The organism is Streptomyces sp. NPDC033216 (assembly GCF_055577115.1).
On the sequence record NZ_JBVIQK010000002.1, the window covers coordinates 76,297 to 94,828 of the forward strand.

At 73.7% G+C, this 18,532-nt stretch carries 17 protein-coding genes; 12 read left to right on the forward strand and 5 right to left on the reverse strand.

Going from position 1 to position 18,532, the window contains the following annotated elements; all coding sequences use genetic code 11:
- Window positions 1-31: 31 nt before the first annotated feature.
- Window positions 32-1,021, reverse strand: coding sequence for a type I pantothenate kinase (gene coaA / locus ACZ5Y0_RS03855; protein WP_469127010.1), 990 nt, complete (start codon window positions 1,019-1,021; stop codon window positions 32-34).
- A gap of 131 nt (window positions 1,022-1,152) precedes the next feature.
- Here coaA and glmS point away from each other — a divergent pair, with 131 nt between their 5' ends.
- A complete protein-coding gene (gene glmS, locus ACZ5Y0_RS03860; RefSeq protein ID WP_469127011.1) occupies window positions 1,153-3,000 on the forward strand; it encodes a glutamine--fructose-6-phosphate transaminase (isomerizing) in 1,848 nt (615 codons plus the stop codon).
- Between the two features lie 88 nt (window positions 3,001-3,088).
- On the opposite strand, the gene ACZ5Y0_RS03865 is transcribed toward glmS, so the two are convergent.
- Window positions 3,089-4,834, reverse strand: coding sequence for a M16 family metallopeptidase (locus tag ACZ5Y0_RS03865; RefSeq protein WP_469127012.1), 1,746 nt, complete (start codon window positions 4,832-4,834; stop codon window positions 3,089-3,091).
- A 14-nt stretch (window positions 4,835-4,848) separates the two neighbouring features.
- A complete protein-coding gene (locus ACZ5Y0_RS03870; protein ID WP_469127013.1) occupies window positions 4,849-5,808 on the reverse strand; it encodes a hypothetical protein in 960 nt (319 codons plus the stop codon).
- Window positions 5,809-6,026: 218 nt separating this feature from the next.
- Between ACZ5Y0_RS03870 and ACZ5Y0_RS03875 the strand changes: the two genes are divergently transcribed.
- From ACZ5Y0_RS03875 to ACZ5Y0_RS03900, 6 genes are all read left to right on the forward strand, one after another.
- Window positions 6,027-6,398 carry a holo-ACP synthase gene (locus ACZ5Y0_RS03875; protein WP_469127014.1) on the forward strand — a complete coding sequence of 124 codons (372 nt, stop codon included), beginning with the start codon at window positions 6,027-6,029 and terminating at the stop codon, window positions 6,396-6,398.
- 52 nt (window positions 6,399-6,450) lie between these two features.
- A complete protein-coding gene (locus ACZ5Y0_RS03880; protein ID WP_469127015.1) occupies window positions 6,451-7,887 on the forward strand; it encodes an NAD(P)H-hydrate dehydratase in 1,437 nt (478 codons plus the stop codon).
- A gap of 386 nt (window positions 7,888-8,273) precedes the next feature.
- Window positions 8,274-9,488 (forward strand): alanine racemase, encoded by a 1,215-nt coding sequence (alr, locus tag ACZ5Y0_RS03885; protein ID WP_469127016.1) that lies wholly within the window; start codon window positions 8,274-8,276, stop codon window positions 9,486-9,488.
- A gap of 159 nt (window positions 9,489-9,647) precedes the next feature.
- A complete protein-coding gene (locus ACZ5Y0_RS03890) occupies window positions 9,648-10,901 on the forward strand; it encodes an alpha/beta fold hydrolase (RefSeq protein ID WP_469127017.1) in 1,254 nt (417 codons plus the stop codon).
- Window positions 10,867-11,379 carry a tRNA (adenosine(37)-N6)-threonylcarbamoyltransferase complex ATPase subunit type 1 TsaE gene (gene tsaE / locus ACZ5Y0_RS03895; RefSeq protein WP_469127018.1) on the forward strand — a complete coding sequence of 171 codons (513 nt, stop codon included), beginning with the start codon at window positions 10,867-10,869 and terminating at the stop codon, window positions 11,377-11,379. Before ACZ5Y0_RS03890 ends, tsaE begins: the two co-directional genes overlap by 35 nt.
- Window positions 11,380-11,549: 170 nt before the next feature.
- The gene (locus ACZ5Y0_RS03900; RefSeq protein WP_469127019.1) at window positions 11,550-11,723 is read left to right on the forward strand and encodes a hypothetical protein; all 174 of its coding nucleotides are present in this window, start codon (window positions 11,550-11,552) and stop codon (window positions 11,721-11,723) included.
- A gap of 28 nt (window positions 11,724-11,751) precedes the next feature.
- On the opposite strand, the gene ACZ5Y0_RS03905 is transcribed toward ACZ5Y0_RS03900, so the two are convergent.
- The gene (locus tag ACZ5Y0_RS03905; protein ID WP_469127020.1) at window positions 11,752-12,300 is read right to left on the reverse strand and encodes a hypothetical protein; all 549 of its coding nucleotides are present in this window, start codon (window positions 12,298-12,300) and stop codon (window positions 11,752-11,754) included.
- 109 nt (window positions 12,301-12,409) lie between these two features.
- On the opposite strand from ACZ5Y0_RS03905, the gene tsaB reads away from it, so the two are divergent.
- Genes tsaB through ACZ5Y0_RS03925 form a run of 4 tightly spaced genes read left to right on the forward strand, consistent with a single transcriptional unit; the run spans window position 12,410 to window position 14,940 of the window.
- Window positions 12,410-13,063 carry a tRNA (adenosine(37)-N6)-threonylcarbamoyltransferase complex dimerization subunit type 1 TsaB gene (gene tsaB / locus ACZ5Y0_RS03910; protein ID WP_469127021.1) on the forward strand — a complete coding sequence of 218 codons (654 nt, stop codon included), beginning with the start codon at window positions 12,410-12,412 and terminating at the stop codon, window positions 13,061-13,063.
- Window positions 13,060-13,590, forward strand: coding sequence for a ribosomal protein S18-alanine N-acetyltransferase (gene rimI, locus ACZ5Y0_RS03915; RefSeq protein ID WP_469127022.1), 531 nt, complete (start codon window positions 13,060-13,062; stop codon window positions 13,588-13,590). Before tsaB ends, rimI begins: the two co-directional genes overlap by 4 nt.
- Window positions 13,583-14,686 carry a tRNA (adenosine(37)-N6)-threonylcarbamoyltransferase complex transferase subunit TsaD gene (gene tsaD / locus ACZ5Y0_RS03920; RefSeq protein ID WP_469127023.1) on the forward strand — a complete coding sequence of 368 codons (1,104 nt, stop codon included), beginning with the start codon at window positions 13,583-13,585 and terminating at the stop codon, window positions 14,684-14,686. Before rimI ends, tsaD begins: the two co-directional genes overlap by 8 nt.
- A complete protein-coding gene (locus tag ACZ5Y0_RS03925; RefSeq protein ID WP_469127024.1) occupies window positions 14,683-14,940 on the forward strand; it encodes a hypothetical protein in 258 nt (85 codons plus the stop codon). The genes tsaD and ACZ5Y0_RS03925 overlap by 4 nt, the downstream gene beginning before the upstream one ends.
- Before the next feature lie 21 nt (window positions 14,941-14,961).
- Here ACZ5Y0_RS03925 and ACZ5Y0_RS03930 read toward each other — a convergent pair whose 3' ends face one another.
- Window positions 14,962-17,268, reverse strand: a complete 2,307-nt coding sequence (locus tag ACZ5Y0_RS03930; protein ID WP_469127025.1) for a beta-xylosidase/alpha-l-arabinosidase — start codon at window positions 17,266-17,268, stop codon at window positions 14,962-14,964.
- Window positions 17,269-17,408: 140 nt separating this feature from the next.
- Between ACZ5Y0_RS03930 and ACZ5Y0_RS03935 the strand changes: the two genes are divergently transcribed.
- Window positions 17,409-18,482 carry a LacI family DNA-binding transcriptional regulator gene (locus ACZ5Y0_RS03935; protein WP_469127026.1) on the forward strand — a complete coding sequence of 358 codons (1,074 nt, stop codon included), beginning with the start codon at window positions 17,409-17,411 and terminating at the stop codon, window positions 18,480-18,482.
- Window positions 18,483-18,532: the final 50 nt, after the last annotated feature.

Here is an 18,532-nt window from a genome sequence, read left to right on the forward strand (position 1 = left end):
ACGGCTTGCCCAGGTGTGCCGCGTACCGCGGTCACAGCTTGCGCAGGCTCAGCCGTTGCACCTTGTGGTCCGGGCCCTTGCGCAGGACGAGGGCGGCCCGCCCGCGGGTGGGAGCGATGTTCTCCACCAGGTTGGGCTTGTTGATGGTGCGCCACATCGTGCGGGCGTAGTCGAGGGCCTCGTCCTCGGAGACCTGGGTGTACTTCCGGAAGTACGAGTGCGGGTCCTGGAAGGCGGTCGCGCGCAGCTTGCGGAAGCGGTTGAGGTACCAGCGCTCGATGTCCTCGACGCGGGCGTCGACGTACACGCTGAAGTCGAAGTAGTCGGCGAGCCCGACGCGGGTCCGCCCGTCCTTGCCGGGGAGCGCGGGCTGGAGGACGTTCAGGCCCTCGACGATGAGGATGTCCGGGCGACGGACCGTGAGGCGCCGGTCGGGGACGATGTCGTAGATCAGGTGGGAGTAGACGGGGGCGGTGACCTCGTCCTTCCCGGCCTTGATGTCGGCGACGAAGCGGGTGAGGGCGCGCCGGTCGTAGGACTCGGGAAAACCCTTCCGCGACATCAGGCCGCGGGACTCCAGCTCCTTGGTGGGCAGCAGGAAGCCGTCGGTGGTGACCAGCTCGACGCGGGGGTGTTCCGGCCAGCGGGAGAGGAGGGCTCGCAGCAGGCGGGCGACGGTGGACTTGCCCACCGCCACCGAGCCGGCGACTCCGATCACGAACGGGGTGCCGGACTGGGAACCCTGTTCGCCGAGGAAGGTGTTCAGGGCCGAGCGCAGGCCGTCGGTCGCGCCCACGTAGAGGTTCAGCAGCCGGGACAGCGGGAGGTAGATGTCACGGACCTCGTCGAGGTCGATGACGTCTCCGAGGCCGCGCAGCTGCTCGACCTCCTCGGCGGTGAGGGGCTGCGGCGTCTTGTCACGCAGCGCGCTCCACTCGGAGCGGGTGAGGTCGAGGTAGGGAGTCGCCTCCGGCCTGTGCCGGTGGGCGCTCCGGGGTATCGAGGAGACCGGAGGAATCACAGTCCATTGTTAACGGAGTTCGAACGGGATGACAGGTGGGATCCGTCACCCCTGCGTACCCCCGTGGGAATTTCCGAATTCGGGCACGTGGAGGCCCTTTCGGGGTGCTCTCCCGCCGTACGCTGCCGGTCATGTGTGGAATCGTGGGATACGTGGGGTCTCAGTCGGCACTCGAGGTCGTCATGGCCGGGCTGAAACGGCTGGAGTACCGGGGGTACGACTCGGCGGGTGTCGCCGTGCTGGCGGACGGGGGGCTCGCCACCGCCAAGAAGGCGGGCAAACTCGTCAATCTGGACAAGGAGCTGGCGGCCCGGCCGCTGCCGACCGGGACGACGGGCCTCGGGCACACGCGGTGGGCCACGCACGGCGGGCCCACCGACGTCAACGCCCATCCCCACCTCGACAACGCGGGACGCGTCTGCGTCGTGCACAACGGGATCATCGAGAACTTCGCCCTGCTGCGTGCCGAACTGGCCGAGCGCGGGCACGAGCTGCTCTCCGAGACCGACACCGAGGCCGTGGCCCATCTGCTCGCCGAGGAGTACTCCGGCACCGGCGACCTCGCGGAGGCCATGCGGCTGGTGTGCCGACGGCTGGAGGGGGCGTTCACGCTGGTCGCCGTACACGCCGACGAGCCGGACGTGGTGGTCGGGGCGCGCCGGAACTCGCCGCTCGTGGTGGGCGTCGGAGAGGGTGAGGCCTTTCTCGCCTCGGACGTCGCCGCGTTCATCGCGCACACCCGGTCGGCGATCGAGCTGGGTCAGGACCAGGTGGTGGAGCTGCGCCGGGACGGGGTGACGGTCACCGGGTTCGACGGCCGTCCGGCCGAGGTGCGGTCGTACCACGTCGACTGGGACGCGTCGGCCGCGGAGAAGGGCGGTCACGACTACTTCATGCTGAAGGAGATCGCCGAGCAGCCCAAGGCTGTCGCCGACACCCTGCTCGGCCGGATCGACGTCTCCGGGGCGCTGACCCTCGACGAGGTGCGGATCCCGGCCGCCGAGCTGCGGGAGGTCGACAAGGTGGTCATCGTCGCCTGCGGTACGGCCTTCCACGCGGGGCTGATCGCCAAGTACGCCATCGAGCACTGGACGCGGATCCCGTGCGAGGTGGAGCTGGCCAGTGAGTTCCGGTACCGGGACCCCATCCTGGGGGCGCGGTCGCTGGTGATCGCGATCTCGCAGTCCGGCGAGACCATGGACACCCTGATGGCGCTGCGGCACGCCCGCGAGCAGGGCTCCAAGGTGCTGGCGATCTGCAACACCAACGGGTCGACGATCCCGCGCGAGTCGGACGCCGTGCTGTACACCCATGCCGGGCCCGAGGTGGCCGTCGCCTCCACCAAGGCGTTCCTGACGCAGCTGGTGGCCTGCTATCTCGTCGCGCTGTACCTGGGCCAGGTGCGCGGTACCCAGTGGGGGGACGAGATCCGGGCCGTGGTGCGGGATCTGGCACGGATCTCCGGGGAGGTCGAGCGGGTGCTGGAGACCATGGAGCCGGTGCGGGAGCTGGCGCGGTCGCTCGCCGGCAAGGACACCGTGCTGTTCCTCGGGCGGCACGTGGGCTACCCGGTGGCGCTGGAGGGGGCGCTGAAGCTGAAGGAGCTGGCGTACATGCACGCCGAGGGCTTCGCGGCCGGTGAGCTGAAGCACGGGCCGATCGCGCTCATCGAGGAGGACCTGCCGGTCGTCGTGGTGGTGCCGTCCCCGCGGGGCCGGTCCGTGCTGCACGACAAGATCGTGTCCAACATCCAGGAGATCCGGGCGCGGGGCGCGCGGACGATCGTGATCGCGGAGGAGGGGGACGAGGAGGTCGTGCCGTACGCCGACCATCTCGTGCGGATCCCCGTGACGCCGACGCTGTTGCAGCCGCTGGTGGCGACGGTGCCGTTGCAGGTGTTCGCGTGCGAGCTGGCCACGGCGCGGGGCAACGACGTGGACCAGCCGCGGAACCTGGCGAAGTCCGTCACGGTGGAGTGAGACGGGGCCGCCGTCCCACCGGAGGACGCGCCGTTCGAGGTGACGGCTTCCGGCGGTGGGACGGCGGGGACGGGACCGGTCCCGCCGGTCAGCCGCGTGCCTGTCTGCGGCGCAGGTTCGCCGTGCGGGCCCAGCGGAGCAGGGCCAGCTCCAGGGCGATGATCCCGAGCGTGCCGGTGATGGGCGGTATGCGGCCCTCGTCGATCCGGTCGGCGATCAGGTACACGCCGAGCGCCGCCCAGGCCACGGCCAGCACGGCCAGCAGGACGGCGAGGGCGGCCCAGCCCCAGCCGCTCGCTCTACGCCGCTCGGCGGCGGGCTCCGGGGACCGCCGGCGCGGCTGCGGGATCTCCTGCGGGTCGCGGGCCGGCATGGCGACGACGGACTCCGCGGGGACCGCCGCGTCCAGGGCCGCGACGCGTTCGGCGGTGACGCCCTCGAAGAGGGTCGGCTCGACGGAGACCGCGAAGCCGTCGTGTCCGGTGAGGGCGCGGGCGCCGTCCGGGCGGGTGGTCATCGCGGCGCAGGAGTCGTAGCGGACGGTGACCGGGCCCTTGGGGGTCGTCAGGGTGACGCCCTCGGTGCCGATGACCAGCGTGACCTGGTCGTCCTCCCTGGACGGGTGCCGGGTGCCGGTGACGCTGGTCGGGGAGAACTGGGGGGCCAGGGTGAACCCGGCCCAGTCCACACCCCGGCCGGGCACCTGGAGCAGGGCGGCGTCCCAGGTCTGCCGGGCCACCTCGTGCAGGTCGGCGACCGTGACCGCGTTCAGCTCGGCCTTGTGCTGCTCGGGGGAGAGGATGGGGTGCCCGAGCAGCAGGTTCAGCGCGTACGACGGGAGGCTGGCGGCGCCGAGGTCGGGGGTGTCGTACATCTTGAGGAGCTTGCCGCGCACGGAGTCCAGTTCGGACTGCTCGATGCGGCCCGCGCGCAGCCGGGCGAGGGTGTCGACGAAGCCGCCGACGACGGCGTCCTGCTTGTGCGGCAGGGAGTCCGCGTGGGCGGTGAGCGTGGCGAACTCGGCGTCGCGCGGTGAGTAGTCGGCCTCCGCGGTGTAGGAGTAGCCGCCCTCCTGGCGCAGGTCGTGGAAGAGGGCCCGGCCGAGGACGTCCGCGAAGACGGAGGACGCGGTGGAGCGGCGCAGCACCGAGGTGAGGACGACATGGCCGTCGTCGCCGTGGATGTAGGCCGGGGTGACGGGCAGCGCGCTGGTCGCGGCCGGGGCGGGCAGGCGGGTGCCGGCGGGGAGGCTGAGGTCGAGGCCCTCCGGTACCCGGTCGCTGGTGATCCACAGCACGGCGTTGTCCCGGGTGAAGCGGGTCTCGGCCCAGTGCCGGACCCGGTCCGGGGTGAGGCCCCAGGTGCCCAGCTCGTCGTAGCTGGACAGGCCGTAGCCCTGGGCGCCGTAACGCCACAGCGCGAGCGCGGAGTTGGGGCCGCTGCCGCGGCTCGCCGCCTCCGTGCGCAGGATCTCCTTCTCGGTCTCCAGCCGGTCCATCGGCAGGTCCCGCAGACCCGCGCACACGCTGTTGAGGTAGGTGACGACCTCCTCCTCGCCACCGGTGACGTGGAAGAGGGTGTACGCGTTCGCCGTCGCGCCGTTGTAGTGCAGGTCGGACAGGCCGAGGCGGTGCAGGGCGAGATGCTCGACGAGGTGGGTGATCCCGGCGGTGGCCAGGGTCTCGTCGGCGCGGCCCACCCGGAAGAAGAGGCCGGCGGTGACCTCCTTGCCGGAGCGGGCGGCGTGGAGGGTGGGGATGCCCTGGGTGGTGGTGTGCGAGAGCAGGCCGTCGAGGGCGGCGAGGCCGCTCTGGTCGTGCAGGTCGGTGGTCATGTTCCGGTGCCCCCTCAGGCCTGTGTCGCGAGCTTGCGGAACTTCAGGAACGATCCCCTGGGGTCGCCCGTGTACTGCCACGGGAACTCCGAGGCCCGGTCGCCCAGGAAGGCGAAGTGCGGGGCCGCGTCGGCGAGGTGGCCGCCGATCGAGAAGGCGAACGCGAAGGCGCTGTGCGCGCCGACGGAATACCAGTCGGGGCGGTAGCCGGGGTGCAGGACCGAGACCTGGGCGGCGAAGCGCAGGTCGTCGCGGACCGGCGCACCGCGCATGTAGTCCGTGCCCTGCGGGCCGTCCAGGTCCAGCCAGTGTTCGATGTGGGCGAGGGCCACCACGGTCGCGGAGGTGGAGCCGTCCGGGGCGGCGGTCGCGCACTCACGGGCGAAGCCGTGCGCTGCCTCCCAGGAGCCGCCCCACTTGGGGCAGACCTGCTGGAGCAGCTGCGTCTGCGCGCGGTAGTGGTGGGGGTGGTGGGCGGAGAGCCGGTCGTAGCGGCGGCGCGCCTCGGCCTGACCCAGCTGGAGGCCGCGCGCGGTGGTCAGCCGCACCGTCCAGGCGGGGGCGTACGCCGGCTGCTGCGCGCACACCTCGATCAGCAGTTGTTCGGCCCGGCGCAGCCAGGAGTGGAACTCGGTGAACTGCTCCCGCGAGACGTGCTGTGCGCGGGCGCCGCTGCGGATGTCCCAGCCGATGTGGACGTACCGCTCGGCGAGCAGGGTGCGCGGCAGCGGGTCGGCGGGACGTTCGGCGACCGCCCGCTCCAGGACGGTCTCGACGCCGGGGACCTCGGCGAGGACGGACGACACCGTGGAGATCTTGTCGACGGAGTCCAGCGCGCCGACGAAGGTCCGGATCGCCGGCCAGTCGCCGGCCCGTGCCGCCGTGCGCAGTGGGATCAGCTCGGGTGTGTTGTCGTACGGGTCGAAGGTCGGTCCCGAAGAGCCCGTGGATGTGCCGCTGGTGGTACTGCTCATGCCCCCGCCCCCTGGCGATGCCGTCCGCGCGCGCCGACTGGCCCCCCAGGGCGCGGGCGGTGAAGTGATGGTGCGACGTGTCCGTGTGTCGTACCTGTGACTGCTGATGTCTGTGACTGCGTGATCGGGTGTGATCAAGTCGCCGCAGGCTAGCAGTCGCCTCCGACAATCGTGTGGGCGACGGGGTCGGACGGTTCCCCCGCCGTAGGGTGCTCGGCATGAGCATCATCGGGGTCGGCATCGACGTGGCCGAGATCGACCGGTTCGCGGCATCGCTGGAACGTACGCCGGGACTGGCCCAACGTCTGTTCCTGGAAAGTGAGTTGTTGCTGCCGAGCGGGGACCGGCGGGGCGCCGCCTCGCTCGCGGCCCGGTTCGCGGCGAAGGAGGCTCTCGCCAAGGCGTTGGGTGCTCCCGCGGGTCTGCTGTGGACCGACGCGGAGGTGTACGTGGAGGACAGCGGGCGGCCGCGGCTGCGGGTGCGCGGGAGCGTCGCCGCGCGGGCCGCGGAACTGGGCGTGCGGTCCTGGCATGTGTCGCTGAGTCATGACGCCGGTGTCGCTTCGGCGGTGGTGGTCGCGGAGGGGTAGGAGGGCGGGGCGGGTCCGTGTCCGGCGGACCGCCCGGTGTTTGACTGGGTGTATGCGTACTGCCTATCGCGTGACAACGGTCCGGGCCGCCGAGCGGGACCTGATGGCGCGGCTCCCGGAGGGGGCCCTCATGCAGCGTGCCGCCGCCGGGCTCGCCGCCGCCTGTGCCGATCTGATGGGGCGGGTGTACGGACGCCGGGTCGTCCTCCTCGTCGGGAGCGGCGACAACGGGGGTGACGCCCTGTACGCCGGAGCCCGGCTGGCGCGGCGCGGCGCGGGGGTGACGGGTGTACTGCTCTCGCCCGGGCGCACGCACGCCGGCGGGCTGGCCGCTCTGCGGCGGGCCGGTGGACGGACCGTGGCGCCGCAGGACGCCGACGGGCCGCTCCGGCGGGCCGACCTCGTCCTGGACGGCATCGTCGGGATCGGCGGCCGCGGCGGCCTGCGCGCGGACGCGGCGCGGCTCGCCGCGCTGGCCGAGGGGTCCCGGGCCGTCGTCGTCGCCGTCGACCTGCCCAGCGGCGTCGAGGCCGATACCGGGGAGGTGCGGGGCGCCGCCGTGCGGGCCGACCTCACCGTGACGTTCGGGACGCACAAGCCGGGCCTGCTGGTCGATCCGGCACGCGAGTACGCCGGGTCGGTACGGCTCGTCGACATCGGCCTTGACCTGCCCGGCGAGCCGGAACTGGAGGCTCTCCAGCACGCCGACGTGGCCCGGCTGTTGCCCGTGCCGGGCGCCGGGAGCGACAAGTACCGGCGCGGGGTCGTCGGGATCGCCGCCGGGTCCGCGCGCTATCCGGGCGCGGCCGTGCTGGCGGTCGCCGGCGCGCTGCGGGGCGGAGCGGGCGCCGTGCGGTACGTCGGGCCCGCCGGCCAGGCCGTGCTCGCGCGCTACCCCGAGACGCTCGTCTCCGACCAGGGGCCCCAGCGGGCCGGGCGGGTGCAGGCCTGGGTCGTCGGGCCCGGCGCCGGGGACGACGCCGGCACCGTGGCACAGGTGCTCGCCTCCGACGTGCCCGTGCTGATCGACGCGGACGGGCTGCGGCTCGCCGAGGTGAACGCGGTGCGCGGGCGTACGGCGCCGACGCTGATGACTCCGCATGCCGGGGAGGCGGCGGCGCTGCTGGGGGTGGCGCGGGAGGAGGTCGAGGCGGGGCGGCTGGCAGCGGCGCGGGAGTTGGCGGGGCGGTACGGGGCGGCCGTGCTGCTGAAGGGGGCCACGACGCTGGTCGCGCGAGCGGGGGGCGGGGGCGCGGTGCGGGTGAATCCCACGGGGACGGCGTGGCTGGCCACGGCGGGGAGCGGAGACGTGTTGTCGGGGGTGGCGGGGTCCCTGCTGGCGGCCGGGTTGTCGGCGGTGGACGCCGGGAGTGTGGGGGCGTATCTGCACGGCCTGGCGGGACGGGTCGCGGCCGAGGGGGCACCGGTGGGGGCGCACGAGGTGGCGGAGGCGGTGGCGGGGGCCTGGCGGGATGTCGTACGGGGGTGAGGCCGGGGGGACTCGGCCCCGCCGCCCCGTCCCGGTCCGGACCTGGGGTCTGCGCTGCCAGACCCCGCTGTCGGACCTGAACGGGCCCCGTCCTCGAACGCCGGAGGGACTGGACGGCCCGGCGGCCGCACGTGCCGGGCGGGTTGGGTGACGCCGGGCGGGTTGCGTGAGGCCGGGCGGGCCGGACGGCGCCGGGCGGGCTGGACGGCGCCGGGCGGGCTGGACGACGGTGGGCGGCGCCGGGCGGCGAGGGGCACTTCTCGCCCTGCCGGGTGGGACGACCGGGGGACGCGGGCCGGTAGTGCGGGGGCCGAGCCGCGGGCGGCGGTCAGGTGACCCGGCCCGCCTCTCCGGGTGCGTCCGGGGGCTCTGAGAGACTGGGCGCGATGAGTGAGACTGCACAGCCGACCACCGCCCCGCAGCGTGCCCGTGCCGAGATCGATCTGGCCGCGCTGCGGGCCAACGTGCGCGCCCTGCGCGCGAAAGCGCCCGGCGCGGCGTTCATGGCCGTGGTGAAGGCCGACGGATACGGCCACGGCGCGGTCGCCTGCGCCCGTGCCGCCGTCGAAGCGGGCGCCGGCTGGATCGGCACCGCCACGCCGGAGGAGGCCCTCGCGCTGCGCGCCGGGGCGGGTCTGCCGGCGGACGTCCGGATCATGTGCTGGCTGTGGACGCCGGGCGGCCCCTGGCGGGAGGCCGTCGAAGCGGACCTGGACGTGTCCGTGAGCGGCGTGTGGGCGCTGCGCGAGGCCGCCGAGGGGGCGAGGCTCGCCGGGCGGACCGCCCGTGTGCAGCTGAAGGCCGACACCGGCCTCGGGCGCAACGGATGCCAGCCCGCCGACTGGCCCGAGCTGGTCGCCGAGGCGCTGCGCGCCGAGCGCGAGGGCCTCGTGCGGATCACCGGCCTGTGGTCCCACCTCGCCTGCGCCGACGAGCCCGGCCACCCCTCGATCGCCGCCCAGCTCACCCGCTTCCGCGAGATGCTGGCGCACGCCGAGGAGCGGGGCGTACGGCCCGAGGTGCGGCACATCGCCAACTCGCCGGCCGCGCTCACCCTCCCCGAGACCCACTTCGACCTGATCCGGCCGGGTATCGCCATGTACGGCGTCTCGCCGAGCCCCGAGCTGGGCTCCTCCGCCGACCTGGGGCTGCGCCCGGTGATGACGCTGGCGGCCTCGCTGGCCCTGGTGAAACACGTGCCGGGCGGTCACGGCGTCAGCTACGGCCACCACTACACGACCCCCGGCGAGACCACCCTCGGCCTGGTCCCCCTCGGGTACGCCGACGGCGTCCCCCGCCACGCCTCCGGTGCCGGTCCCGTCCTCATCGGCGGCAAGTGGCGTACGGTCGCGGGCCGGATCGCGATGGACCAGTTCGTCGTCGACCTCGGCGGCGACCGGCCCGGCCCCGGCGAGGAAGCCGTGCTCTTCGGACCCGGCGACCGGGGGGAGCCCACCGCCGAGGACTGGGCGCAGGCCGCCGGCACCATCGCGTACGAGATCGTCACGCGCATCGGATCACGCGTTCCCCGCGTCTATGTGAACGAGACCGACGAGGCGAACGAGGCGGACGGGGCGGACGGGGCGGACCGCACTTCGTGAGCGCGCGTCCCTGAGCGCGCCCCCGCACCCATTCACGCGCATGCGATGTGCGTGTATGAGCATGCGGTTCATGTGAACGAGGAACCGGACGGACACCCGCGCGGGGGGCTCCCTGGCCCCCGGCGACACCCGGCGACACCCGGCGAAGAGGAGCGGTACGTGAGCGAGAGCAGCGCGGAGGCGGTGGCGAGTACCGCCTCGGCGGTCATCGACGTCGCCTCCGCCACGGGGGCCGGCGGGTGGCGCCGGACCACCGGCATCGCGGGCGCCGCGATAGGCGTGATCGCCGCGGGCGCCGCCGCCGGAGTCGCCCTGGAGCGGATGACCGTCGGGCGGGGCATGCGGGCGAAGGCCCGCCTCGCCCTCGACGCGACCGGCCCGTACGGCGCGCTGCGCGGCACCCCCGGCAAGGCGTACGCCGACGACGGCACCGAGCTGTACTACGAGGTCGACGAAGCGGAGCCGCAGGGCGGACCGGCGAACCGGCGGCGCCGGCTGTTCGGCCGCAAGTCGCCGCTCCCCGTCACCGTGGTCTTCAGCCACGGCTACTGCCTCACCCAGGACTCCTGGCACTTCCAGCGGGCGGCCCTGCGGGGCGTCGTACGCACCGTGCACTGGGACCAGCGCAGCCACGGCCGGTCCGCGCGCGGTGCCGCCCAGCTGCGGGACGGCGAGCCGCTCACCATCGACCAGCTGGGACGCGACCTGAAGGCCGTCATCGACGCGGCCGTGCCCGAGGGGCCGATCGTGCTCGTGGGGCACTCGATGGGCGGGATGACCGTCATGGCGCTGGCCGCGCAGTTCCCCGAACTGATCCGCGAGCGGGTCGCCGCCACCGCCTTCATCGGTACGTCGTCCGGCCGGCTCGGCGAGGTCAACTTCGGGCTGCCGGTCGCCGGGGTGAACGCGGTGCGGCGGGTGCTGCCGGGTGTGCTGAAGGCGCTGGGGCAACAGGCCGCGCTGGTGGAGAAGGGGCGGCGGGCCACCGCCGACCTGTTCGCCGGGATCATCAAGCGGTACTCGTTCGCGTCGCGGGACGTGGATCCGGCCGTCGCCCGGTTCGCCGAGCGGATGATCGAGGGCACACCGATCGACGTGGTCGCCGAGTTCTACCCGGCCTTCACCGACCACGACAAGACCGAGGCGCTGGCCTGCTTCACCGGCATGCCGGTGCTGATACTGGCCGGCATCGGGGACCTGGTGACCCCCAGCGAGCACAGCGAGGCCATCGCCGGCCTGCTGCCGGACGCCGAACTGGTCCTGGTCCCCGACGCCGGGCACCTCGTGATGCTGGAGCACCCGGAGGTGGTCACCGACCGCCTCGCCGACCTGCTCACCCGCGCGGGTGCCGTACCGGCAGGCGTTACCGTGGGCAGTTATGGAAGCACCAGCAGCAGCGCGCAACCCGGCTGAGACAGACCTGACCGTCACCTCCCCCGAGCAGATGCGGGACCTGGGCCGGCGCCTGGCCGGACTGCTGCGCGCGGGCGATCTCGTGATGCTCAGCGGGGAGCTGGGCGCGGGCAAGACGACGCTGACGCGCGGCCTCGGCGAGGGACTCGGCGTGCGGGGCGCGGTCACCTCACCGACGTTCGTGATCGCCCGGGTCCACCCGTCCCTCGGGGACGGTCCGCCGCTCGTCCACGTCGACGCCTACCGCCTGGGCGGCGGGCTCGACGAGATGGAGGATCTGGACCTCGACGTGTCCCTGCCCGAGTCCGTGATCGTCGTGGAGTGGGGCGAGGGCAAGGTCGAGGAACTGACCGAGGAGCGGCTCCAGGTACGCATCCACCGAGCCGTGGGTGACACCACGGACGAGGTCCGGCGGGTGACGGTCATGGGTCTGGGCGAGCGGTGGGCGTCGGCGGACCTGAGCGCGCTGGGGACCTGAACCGGCCGGCGGACCGAGCGCGCGACGGTGGCGGGGCGGTGGGCGCACCCGAGGGTTCCGACATGACGTCGGCAAGATGTTGCGTTCGGTGTCCTGGGCGTGGTCACATGGTATCCATCCCTTGGTTAGGTCTGCCTAACTAGGTCCGCCCCGGCCCTCAGGAGGCGTCCATGTCCGCCATCGAGCCCAAGGCCCCGCGGCGGCCGTCCGCCCTCGCCGGGGTGTCCATGCGCGACCTGCTGGCGTCCTGTGCCGCCGCGCAGGCGGTCTCCCGCCCGCCGTGCGAGCCGGAGCCGACGGCCGCGGCGGAGAAGCGGCATGCGCGGCACCGGAAAGCCGCCTGACCGGTCGTGCTGGACACCGACCTCGCCGCTAGCGGATCACGACGACCCGCTGCCCGATCGTCGCGAAGTTCCAGATCGCTTTCCCGTCCGCCCGCGAGGCGCGGATCCCGCCCGTCTTCCCGGCCGGGTCGGGGGCCGGTGTGGAGCCGTCGACGGCCGCGCTGAAGCCGATCGACACGCCCTTGACCTCGGTGAAGCGCACCACGTGCTCGACGGGGGTGCCGTCGGTGCCGGTGACGGCGCGCGAGCGGGAGGTGACGGCGTAGGTGCCGGGGACCGGGTCGACGCTGCCGGGAGCCACCCGGAAGGTGCGCTGGGCCTCACCGTCCGCGTCCACCAGCCACACCCGGTCGTCGTCCACCGAGTACACCACCCGCTCACCCCTGCCGGAGCGGACCGGCAGCGCGGTGGGGTGCCCGGTGTCGCGCGGCGCCTTCGTCGTCGTGGCGGAGGCGCTCGGCCGCGGTTCGGCCAGATCGGCCGGCACGTTCGCCGAGGCCTGGAGGGCGAGGAACCCGACGGTCGCGACGGCCGCGGCGGTGAGCGCGGCCACGAAGATCGAGCTGCTGCCTGCCACCGCGACCACCTCTTCGTCGTGCGTCCGTGCCTCGCGGCGACGTTAGCAGCCGGTGGGCCGCGTACCCGGGCGGCGGTGCCCAGGGCCCGCGGAGCCGTAGGCTGTTCGCGTGCTCTTGCTCGCTCTGGATACCGCCACCCCCGCCGTCACCGTCGCCCTGCACGACGGTACGGACGTCCTCGCCTCGGCCGGCCAGGTGGACGCGCGCCGGCACGGTGAGCTGCTGCTGCCGGCCGTCGACCGTCTCCTCGCCGCCGCGGGGCACCGGCTCGACGCCGTCACCGAGATCGTCGTCGGCATCGGCCCCGGCCCGTACACCGGGCTGCGTGTCGGCCTGATGACCGCCGACACCTTCGGGCTCGCGCTCGGCGTGCCCGTGCACGGCCTGTGCACCCTCGACGGCCTCGCCTACGCCGCCGACCTCGAAGGCCCCTTCGTCGTGGCGACCGACGCCCGCCGCAAGGAGGTCTACTGGGCGCGCTACGCCGATTCCCGCACCCGCCTCACCGAGCCCCGCGTCGACCGGCCGGCCGACATCGCCGAGGAGGTGGCGGGACTGCCCGCGGTCGGCGCGGGCGCGCTGCTCTACCCGGACACCTTCCCCGCGGCGCACGAGCCGGAGCACGTGTCCGCCGCCGCCCTCGCCTCCCTGGCCGCCGAGAAGCTGGCCGCGGGCGAGGAACTCGCGGCGCCCCGCCCGCTCTACCTGCGCCGGCCCGACGCCCAGGTCCCCAAGAACTACAAGGTGGTCACCCCCAAGTGACCGAGCCCGTGACTCCCGCGCTGCGCGAGATGCGCTGGTGGGACATCGATCCCGTACTCGAACTCGAGAAGGCCCTCTTCCCCGAGGACGCCTGGTCGCGCGGCATGTTCTGGTCCGAGCTGGCGCACTCGCGCGGCCCCGAGGCGACCCGCCGGTACGTGGTGGCCGAGAACGGCGACCGCATCGTCGGCTACGCGGGCCTCGCCTCCTCCGGCACCGCGGCCGACAGCGGCCCCGCCCCGGGCGCGGACGTCCAGACCATCGCCGTCGCCCGCGACCACTGGGGCACCGGGCTGGGCGGCCGGCTGCTGGCCGAGCTGCTGCGGGCCGCGACCGCCTTCGAGTGTGCCGAGGTCATGCTGGAGTGCCGCGTGGACAACCTCCGGGCGCAGAAGTTGTACGAGCGCTTCGGCTTCCAGCCCATCGGCTTCCGGCGGGGCTACTACCAGCCGGGGAACGTGGACGCCCTGGTGATGCGCCTGACCGATCCATCGACATCAGTACAAGGAACCGAGATCAATGGCTGACGAACCGCTCGTCCTCGGCATCGAGACCTCCTGTGACGAGACCGGCGTCGGCATCGTCCGCGGCACCACCCTGCTGGCGGACGCCGTCGCCTCCAGCGTCGACGAGCACGCCCGCTTCGGCGGGGTCGTGCCGGAGGTGGCGAGCCGGGCGCACCTGGAGGCGATGGTCCCGACCATCGACCGGGCACTGAAGGAGGCGGGGGTCAGCGCCAAGGACCTCGACGGCATCGCCGTGACGGCGGGCCCCGGCCTGGCCGGCGCGCTGCTGGTCGGCGTGTCGGCGGCGAAGGCGTACGCGTACGCCCTCGGCAAGCCGCTGTACGGCGTGAACCACCTGGCCTCGCACATCTGCGTGGACCAACTGGAGCACGGCCCGCTGCCGGAGCCGACGATGGCCCTTCTGGTGAGCGGCGGCCACTCCTCCCTGCTGCTGTCCTCGGACATCACCTCCGACGTCCGCCCGATGGGAGCGACGATCGACGACGCGGCCGGCGAGGCCTTCGACAAGATCGCCCGTGTGCTGAACCTCGGCTTCCCCGGCGGCCCGGTCATCGACCGGTACGCGCGCGAGGGCGACCCGTCCGCGATCGCCTTCCCGCGCGGTCTGACCGGGCCGCGCGACCCGGCGTACGACTTCTCCTTCTCCGGGCTCAAGACGGCGGTCGCCCGCTGGATCGAGGCGAAACGGGCCGCGGGCGAGGAGGTGCCGGTGCGGGACGTGGCGGCCTCCTTCCAGGAGGCGGTGGTGGACGTGCTGACCCGCAAGGCCGTCCGCGCCTGCCGTGACCAGGGCGTCGACCACCTGATGATCGGCGGCGGCGTCGCGGCCAACTCCCGGCTGCGCGTCCTGGCCCAGGAGCGCTGCGAGGCCGCCGGAATCCGGCTGCGGGTGCCCCGGCCCAAGCTGTGCACCGACAACGGCGCGATGGTCGCGGCGCTCGGCGCGGAGATGGTGGCCCGCAACCGGTCCGCCTCCGACTGGGACCTGTCGGCGGACTCGTCCCTGCCCGTGACCGACCCGCACGTACCCGGCCGCGCGCACGACCACGATCACGACCGTGTGCACGAGGTCAGCAAGGACAACCTGTACTCATGACCGTGGCGTTGATGTGGGAGGCCCGCGCGGCCGACGGCCGGGGCGCGGAACTGCTGGCGTGGGCGCGGGAGCAGCGGCTCCCACGCCCTCCCGTGCGCCGTGAGACCTTCCGCGCCCCACGGGACCGGGTCCTCGTCATCACGTGGTGGGACGCGGACATCGACGCGGACCTCCCGGAACTTCCGGAGCCGGACGGCGAGTTGGTCACACGTGCCGTGCACCGGTGGCGGTTCGAGGCGCTGGACGAGGAGTGACCGGCCCGCTGACCCGGACGGCTACCCCGCCGCCGACACCCGGGTCTCGCAGCGCAGCCGCCGGTCCGGCCCCAGGACCCGTACCGGCCCCGTGAGGCTCAGCCATGCCGTATGGCGTACGTCCGCGCTGGACGTCCCCAGCCGCAGCTCCAGGTCGCCCGGTTCCACCACGCGCCGCCCCGCGCGGTCGGTGAAGGCCGACAGGTCGGTGTGGAAGTGGAAGGTCACGCGGGCCGAACCGCCCGCGGGCAGTTCCAGCCGCTGGTAGCCGATCAGCCGTACGTCCGGGCGGGTCACGCCGGCCACCGGGTCGTGCAGGTAGAGCTGGACGACGTCGGCGCCCGCCCGGTCGCCGGTGTTGCGGACGGTCAGCGACAGGTCGTACGAGCCGTCCGTGCCGAGGCCGGTCGCGGGTGCGTCGACGTCCTCCCAGGCGAACGTGGTGTACGAGCGACCGTGTCCGAAGGGGTACAGCGGGGTCGGGTCCAGGTTGCTGACCTCTCCGGCCAGGCCCAGGGGCGGCTGGAGGTAGGTCCACGGCTGGCCGCCCGTCGCCCGGGGCACGCTCACGGGCAGGCGGCCCGAGGGGTTGACGCGGCCGGTCAGCACTCCCGCGAGGGCCGGGCCCCCCTCCTCGCCGGGGAAGAACGCCTGGACGACGGCGCCCAGACGGCCGTGCCAGCGGCCCAGCGCGTAGGGGCGGCCGGTGAGCAGGACCAGGACCACCGGAACGCCCGTGGCCACCAGCGCGTCCAGCAACGCGCCCTGAACGCCGGGCAGCCGCAGGTCCGCCACATCGCAGCCCTCGCCCGAGGTGCCCCGGCCGAACAGGCCGGCCCGGTCGCCCAGGACCGCCACGCACACGTCCGCCTCCGCGGTCCTGGACACGGCCTCCTCGATGCCGGTGCTGTCCGGGTCGGACACCGGGCAGCCCTCGGCGAACGTCACCTTGGCGTCGGGGAGTTCGGCGCGCAGGGACTCCAGCAGGGTCGGGATCTCGATGCCCAGCTCGGTCTCGGGGTGGTGGGTGAGCACGTGGGAGGGGAAGGAGTAGCAGCCGAGCATCGCCAGGGCGTCCGCCGCCCTCGGGCCGACGACCGCGATCCGGATGTCGGGGGCGAGGGGGAGCAGGCCGTCGGGGTTGTCCAGCAGGACCACCGACTCCTCGGCCAGCCGGCGGGCCACCGCGCGGTTCGCCGCCGAGTCGAGGTCGACCCGCTCCGGGGTCTGCGGCCGCCAGTCCTCGTCCAGGAGACCCAGCTCGCACTTCTGGAGCAGGACCCGGCGGGCGGCCCGGTCGATCAGGTCCGCGGAGACCTCGCCCTCGCGTACGGCCGCGATCAGCACGTCGCCGTAGTACTTCACCGTGGGCAGCTCGACGTCGATGCCGGCGTCCAGCGCCAGGTGGGCGGCCTGCGTGGGCGTGCCCGCCACCCGGTGCAGGGTCTGGAGGAAGCCGATGCCGAAGTAGTCGGCGACCACCGTGCCCGTGAAGCCCCATTCCTCGCGCAGGAGTCGGGTGAGCAGTTCCGGGTCGGCGGAGGCCGGGACGCCGTCGCGTTCGGTGTAGGCCGCCATCACCGAGCGGGCGCCGCCCTCGCGCAGCGCCATCTCGAACGGCGGCAGGGTCACGTCCGCGAACTCGCGGGTGCCCGCCCGCACGGGGGCCAGGTTGCGGGCGCCCACGGAGGAGGCGTAACCGGCGAAGTGCTTGAGTGTGGCGACGATCCCGGCCGATTCCAGACCGCGCACATAGGCCGTGCCGACCGTGCCGACCAGGTACGGGTCCTCGCCGATGGTCTCCTCGACGCGGCCCCAGCGGGGATCGCGCACGACGTCCAGGACCGGGGCGAGGCCCTGGTGGACGCCGACCGCGCGCAGGTCGTGGCCGATGTGCCGGGCCATCTCCTCGACCAGTGGCGGGTCGAAGGCGGCACCCCAGGCGAGCGGCACCGGGTAGGCGGTGGCGCGCCAGGCGGTGAAGCCGGCCAGACATTCCTCGTGGGCCACCGCGGGGATGCCGAAGCGGCCCGCGGCGGTGATGCGGCGCTGGGCGCGGGCCAGCGCGCGGGCGCCGAGCGCCGGGTCCACGGGGGCCGTGCCGAAGGAGCGGGTCAGCTGGCCGAGGCCCCTGGTGATCAGCTCGTCCCAGTCGTAGTCGGCCGTCATGGTGTGCTGGTGCGGGGCGACTCCGTCGCCGTCCGTCTCGGCGCCGACCCACACGCCGTACAGCTGGGCGGTCTTCTCCTCGAGGGTCATCCGGGAGAGGAGGTCGTCGACGCGGGTGGCCGCGGGCAGGGCGGGGTCACGCCAGGGGGTGGTGGTCATGAAGCTCCTGTCAGAGGTCGGTGAGCCACCAGAGCTGATTCCAACCGGACGAATGTTTCGAGTGTTATCTCGAATGTTCCGGGAACCTATGGCGTCCCCATGGGTTCGTCAAGAGGGACTGCGGGGATACGATCGCCGCCATGACACCCTCGGAGCCCACGGAGACACGGACGGAAGACCGGCCGACACGCCGACCCGCGGCGCGGACCGCCACCCTCGCGGAGATCGCCCGCGAGGCCGGGGTCTCGGCGCCGACTGTTTCGAAGGTCCTCAACGGCCGTGCCGATGTCGCCCCCGCCACCCGGGCCCGCGTCGAGGGGCTCTTGCGTGCCCACGGCTACCGGCGGCGCCGGGCCGAAGCGAGCCGCTCGCCCCTGATCGACCTGGTCTTCCACGAGCTGGAGAGCGCCTGGGCGATGGAGGTCATCCGAGGTGTGGAGAACGTGGCGCGGGAAGCCGGGCTGAGCGTGGTTCTCAGCGAGAGCGCCGGGCGGCTGGTACCCGGACGGAGCTGGGCCGACCAGGTCGCCGCGCGCCGCCCGCACGGCGTGGTGCTCGTGCTGTCCGGGCTCGACGAGTCCCAGCGGGCGCTGCTGACCAGCCGGTCCATCCCGTTCGTGGTGATGGACCCGGCGGGCGACCCCGGCGCCGACGTGCCGTCCATCGGGGCCACCAACTGGCAGGGCGGACTCGCCGCCACCCGGCACCTGGTCGAACTGGGTCACCGGCGGATCGGGGTGATCAGCGGGCCCCCGCAGATGATGTGCAGCCGGGCCCGGCTCGACGGCTACCGCGCGGCCCTGGAGACGGCCGGGCTGCCGTTCGACCCGGCGATGGTCAAGACCGGCGACTTCCACCACGAGACCGGCTACCGGCTCGGCCGCGAGCTGCTCGCCCGCCCCGACCGGCCCACGGCCGTGTTCGCGGGCAACGACCTCCAGGCGCTAGGTCTCTACGAGGCCGCCCGCGAACTGGGGCTGCGCATCCCCGAGGACGTCAGCGTGGTCGGTTTCGACGATCTGCCGGTGGCCCGCTGGGTCGGCCCGCCGCTGACGACCGTACGGCAGCCGCTGACCGAGATGGCCGAGGCGGCGGCCCGGCTGGTGCTGGAGCTGGGGCGCTCCGAGGAGGAGCTCACGGCGACCCGGGTGGAGCTGGCGACCAGTCTGGTGGTGCGGGCGAGCACGGGAGCGCCCCCGCCGGCCGGAGGGTGACGTATTGACGGGTGGGGAGGACGCCTCCACACTCCCCCGAAGGCAATCGG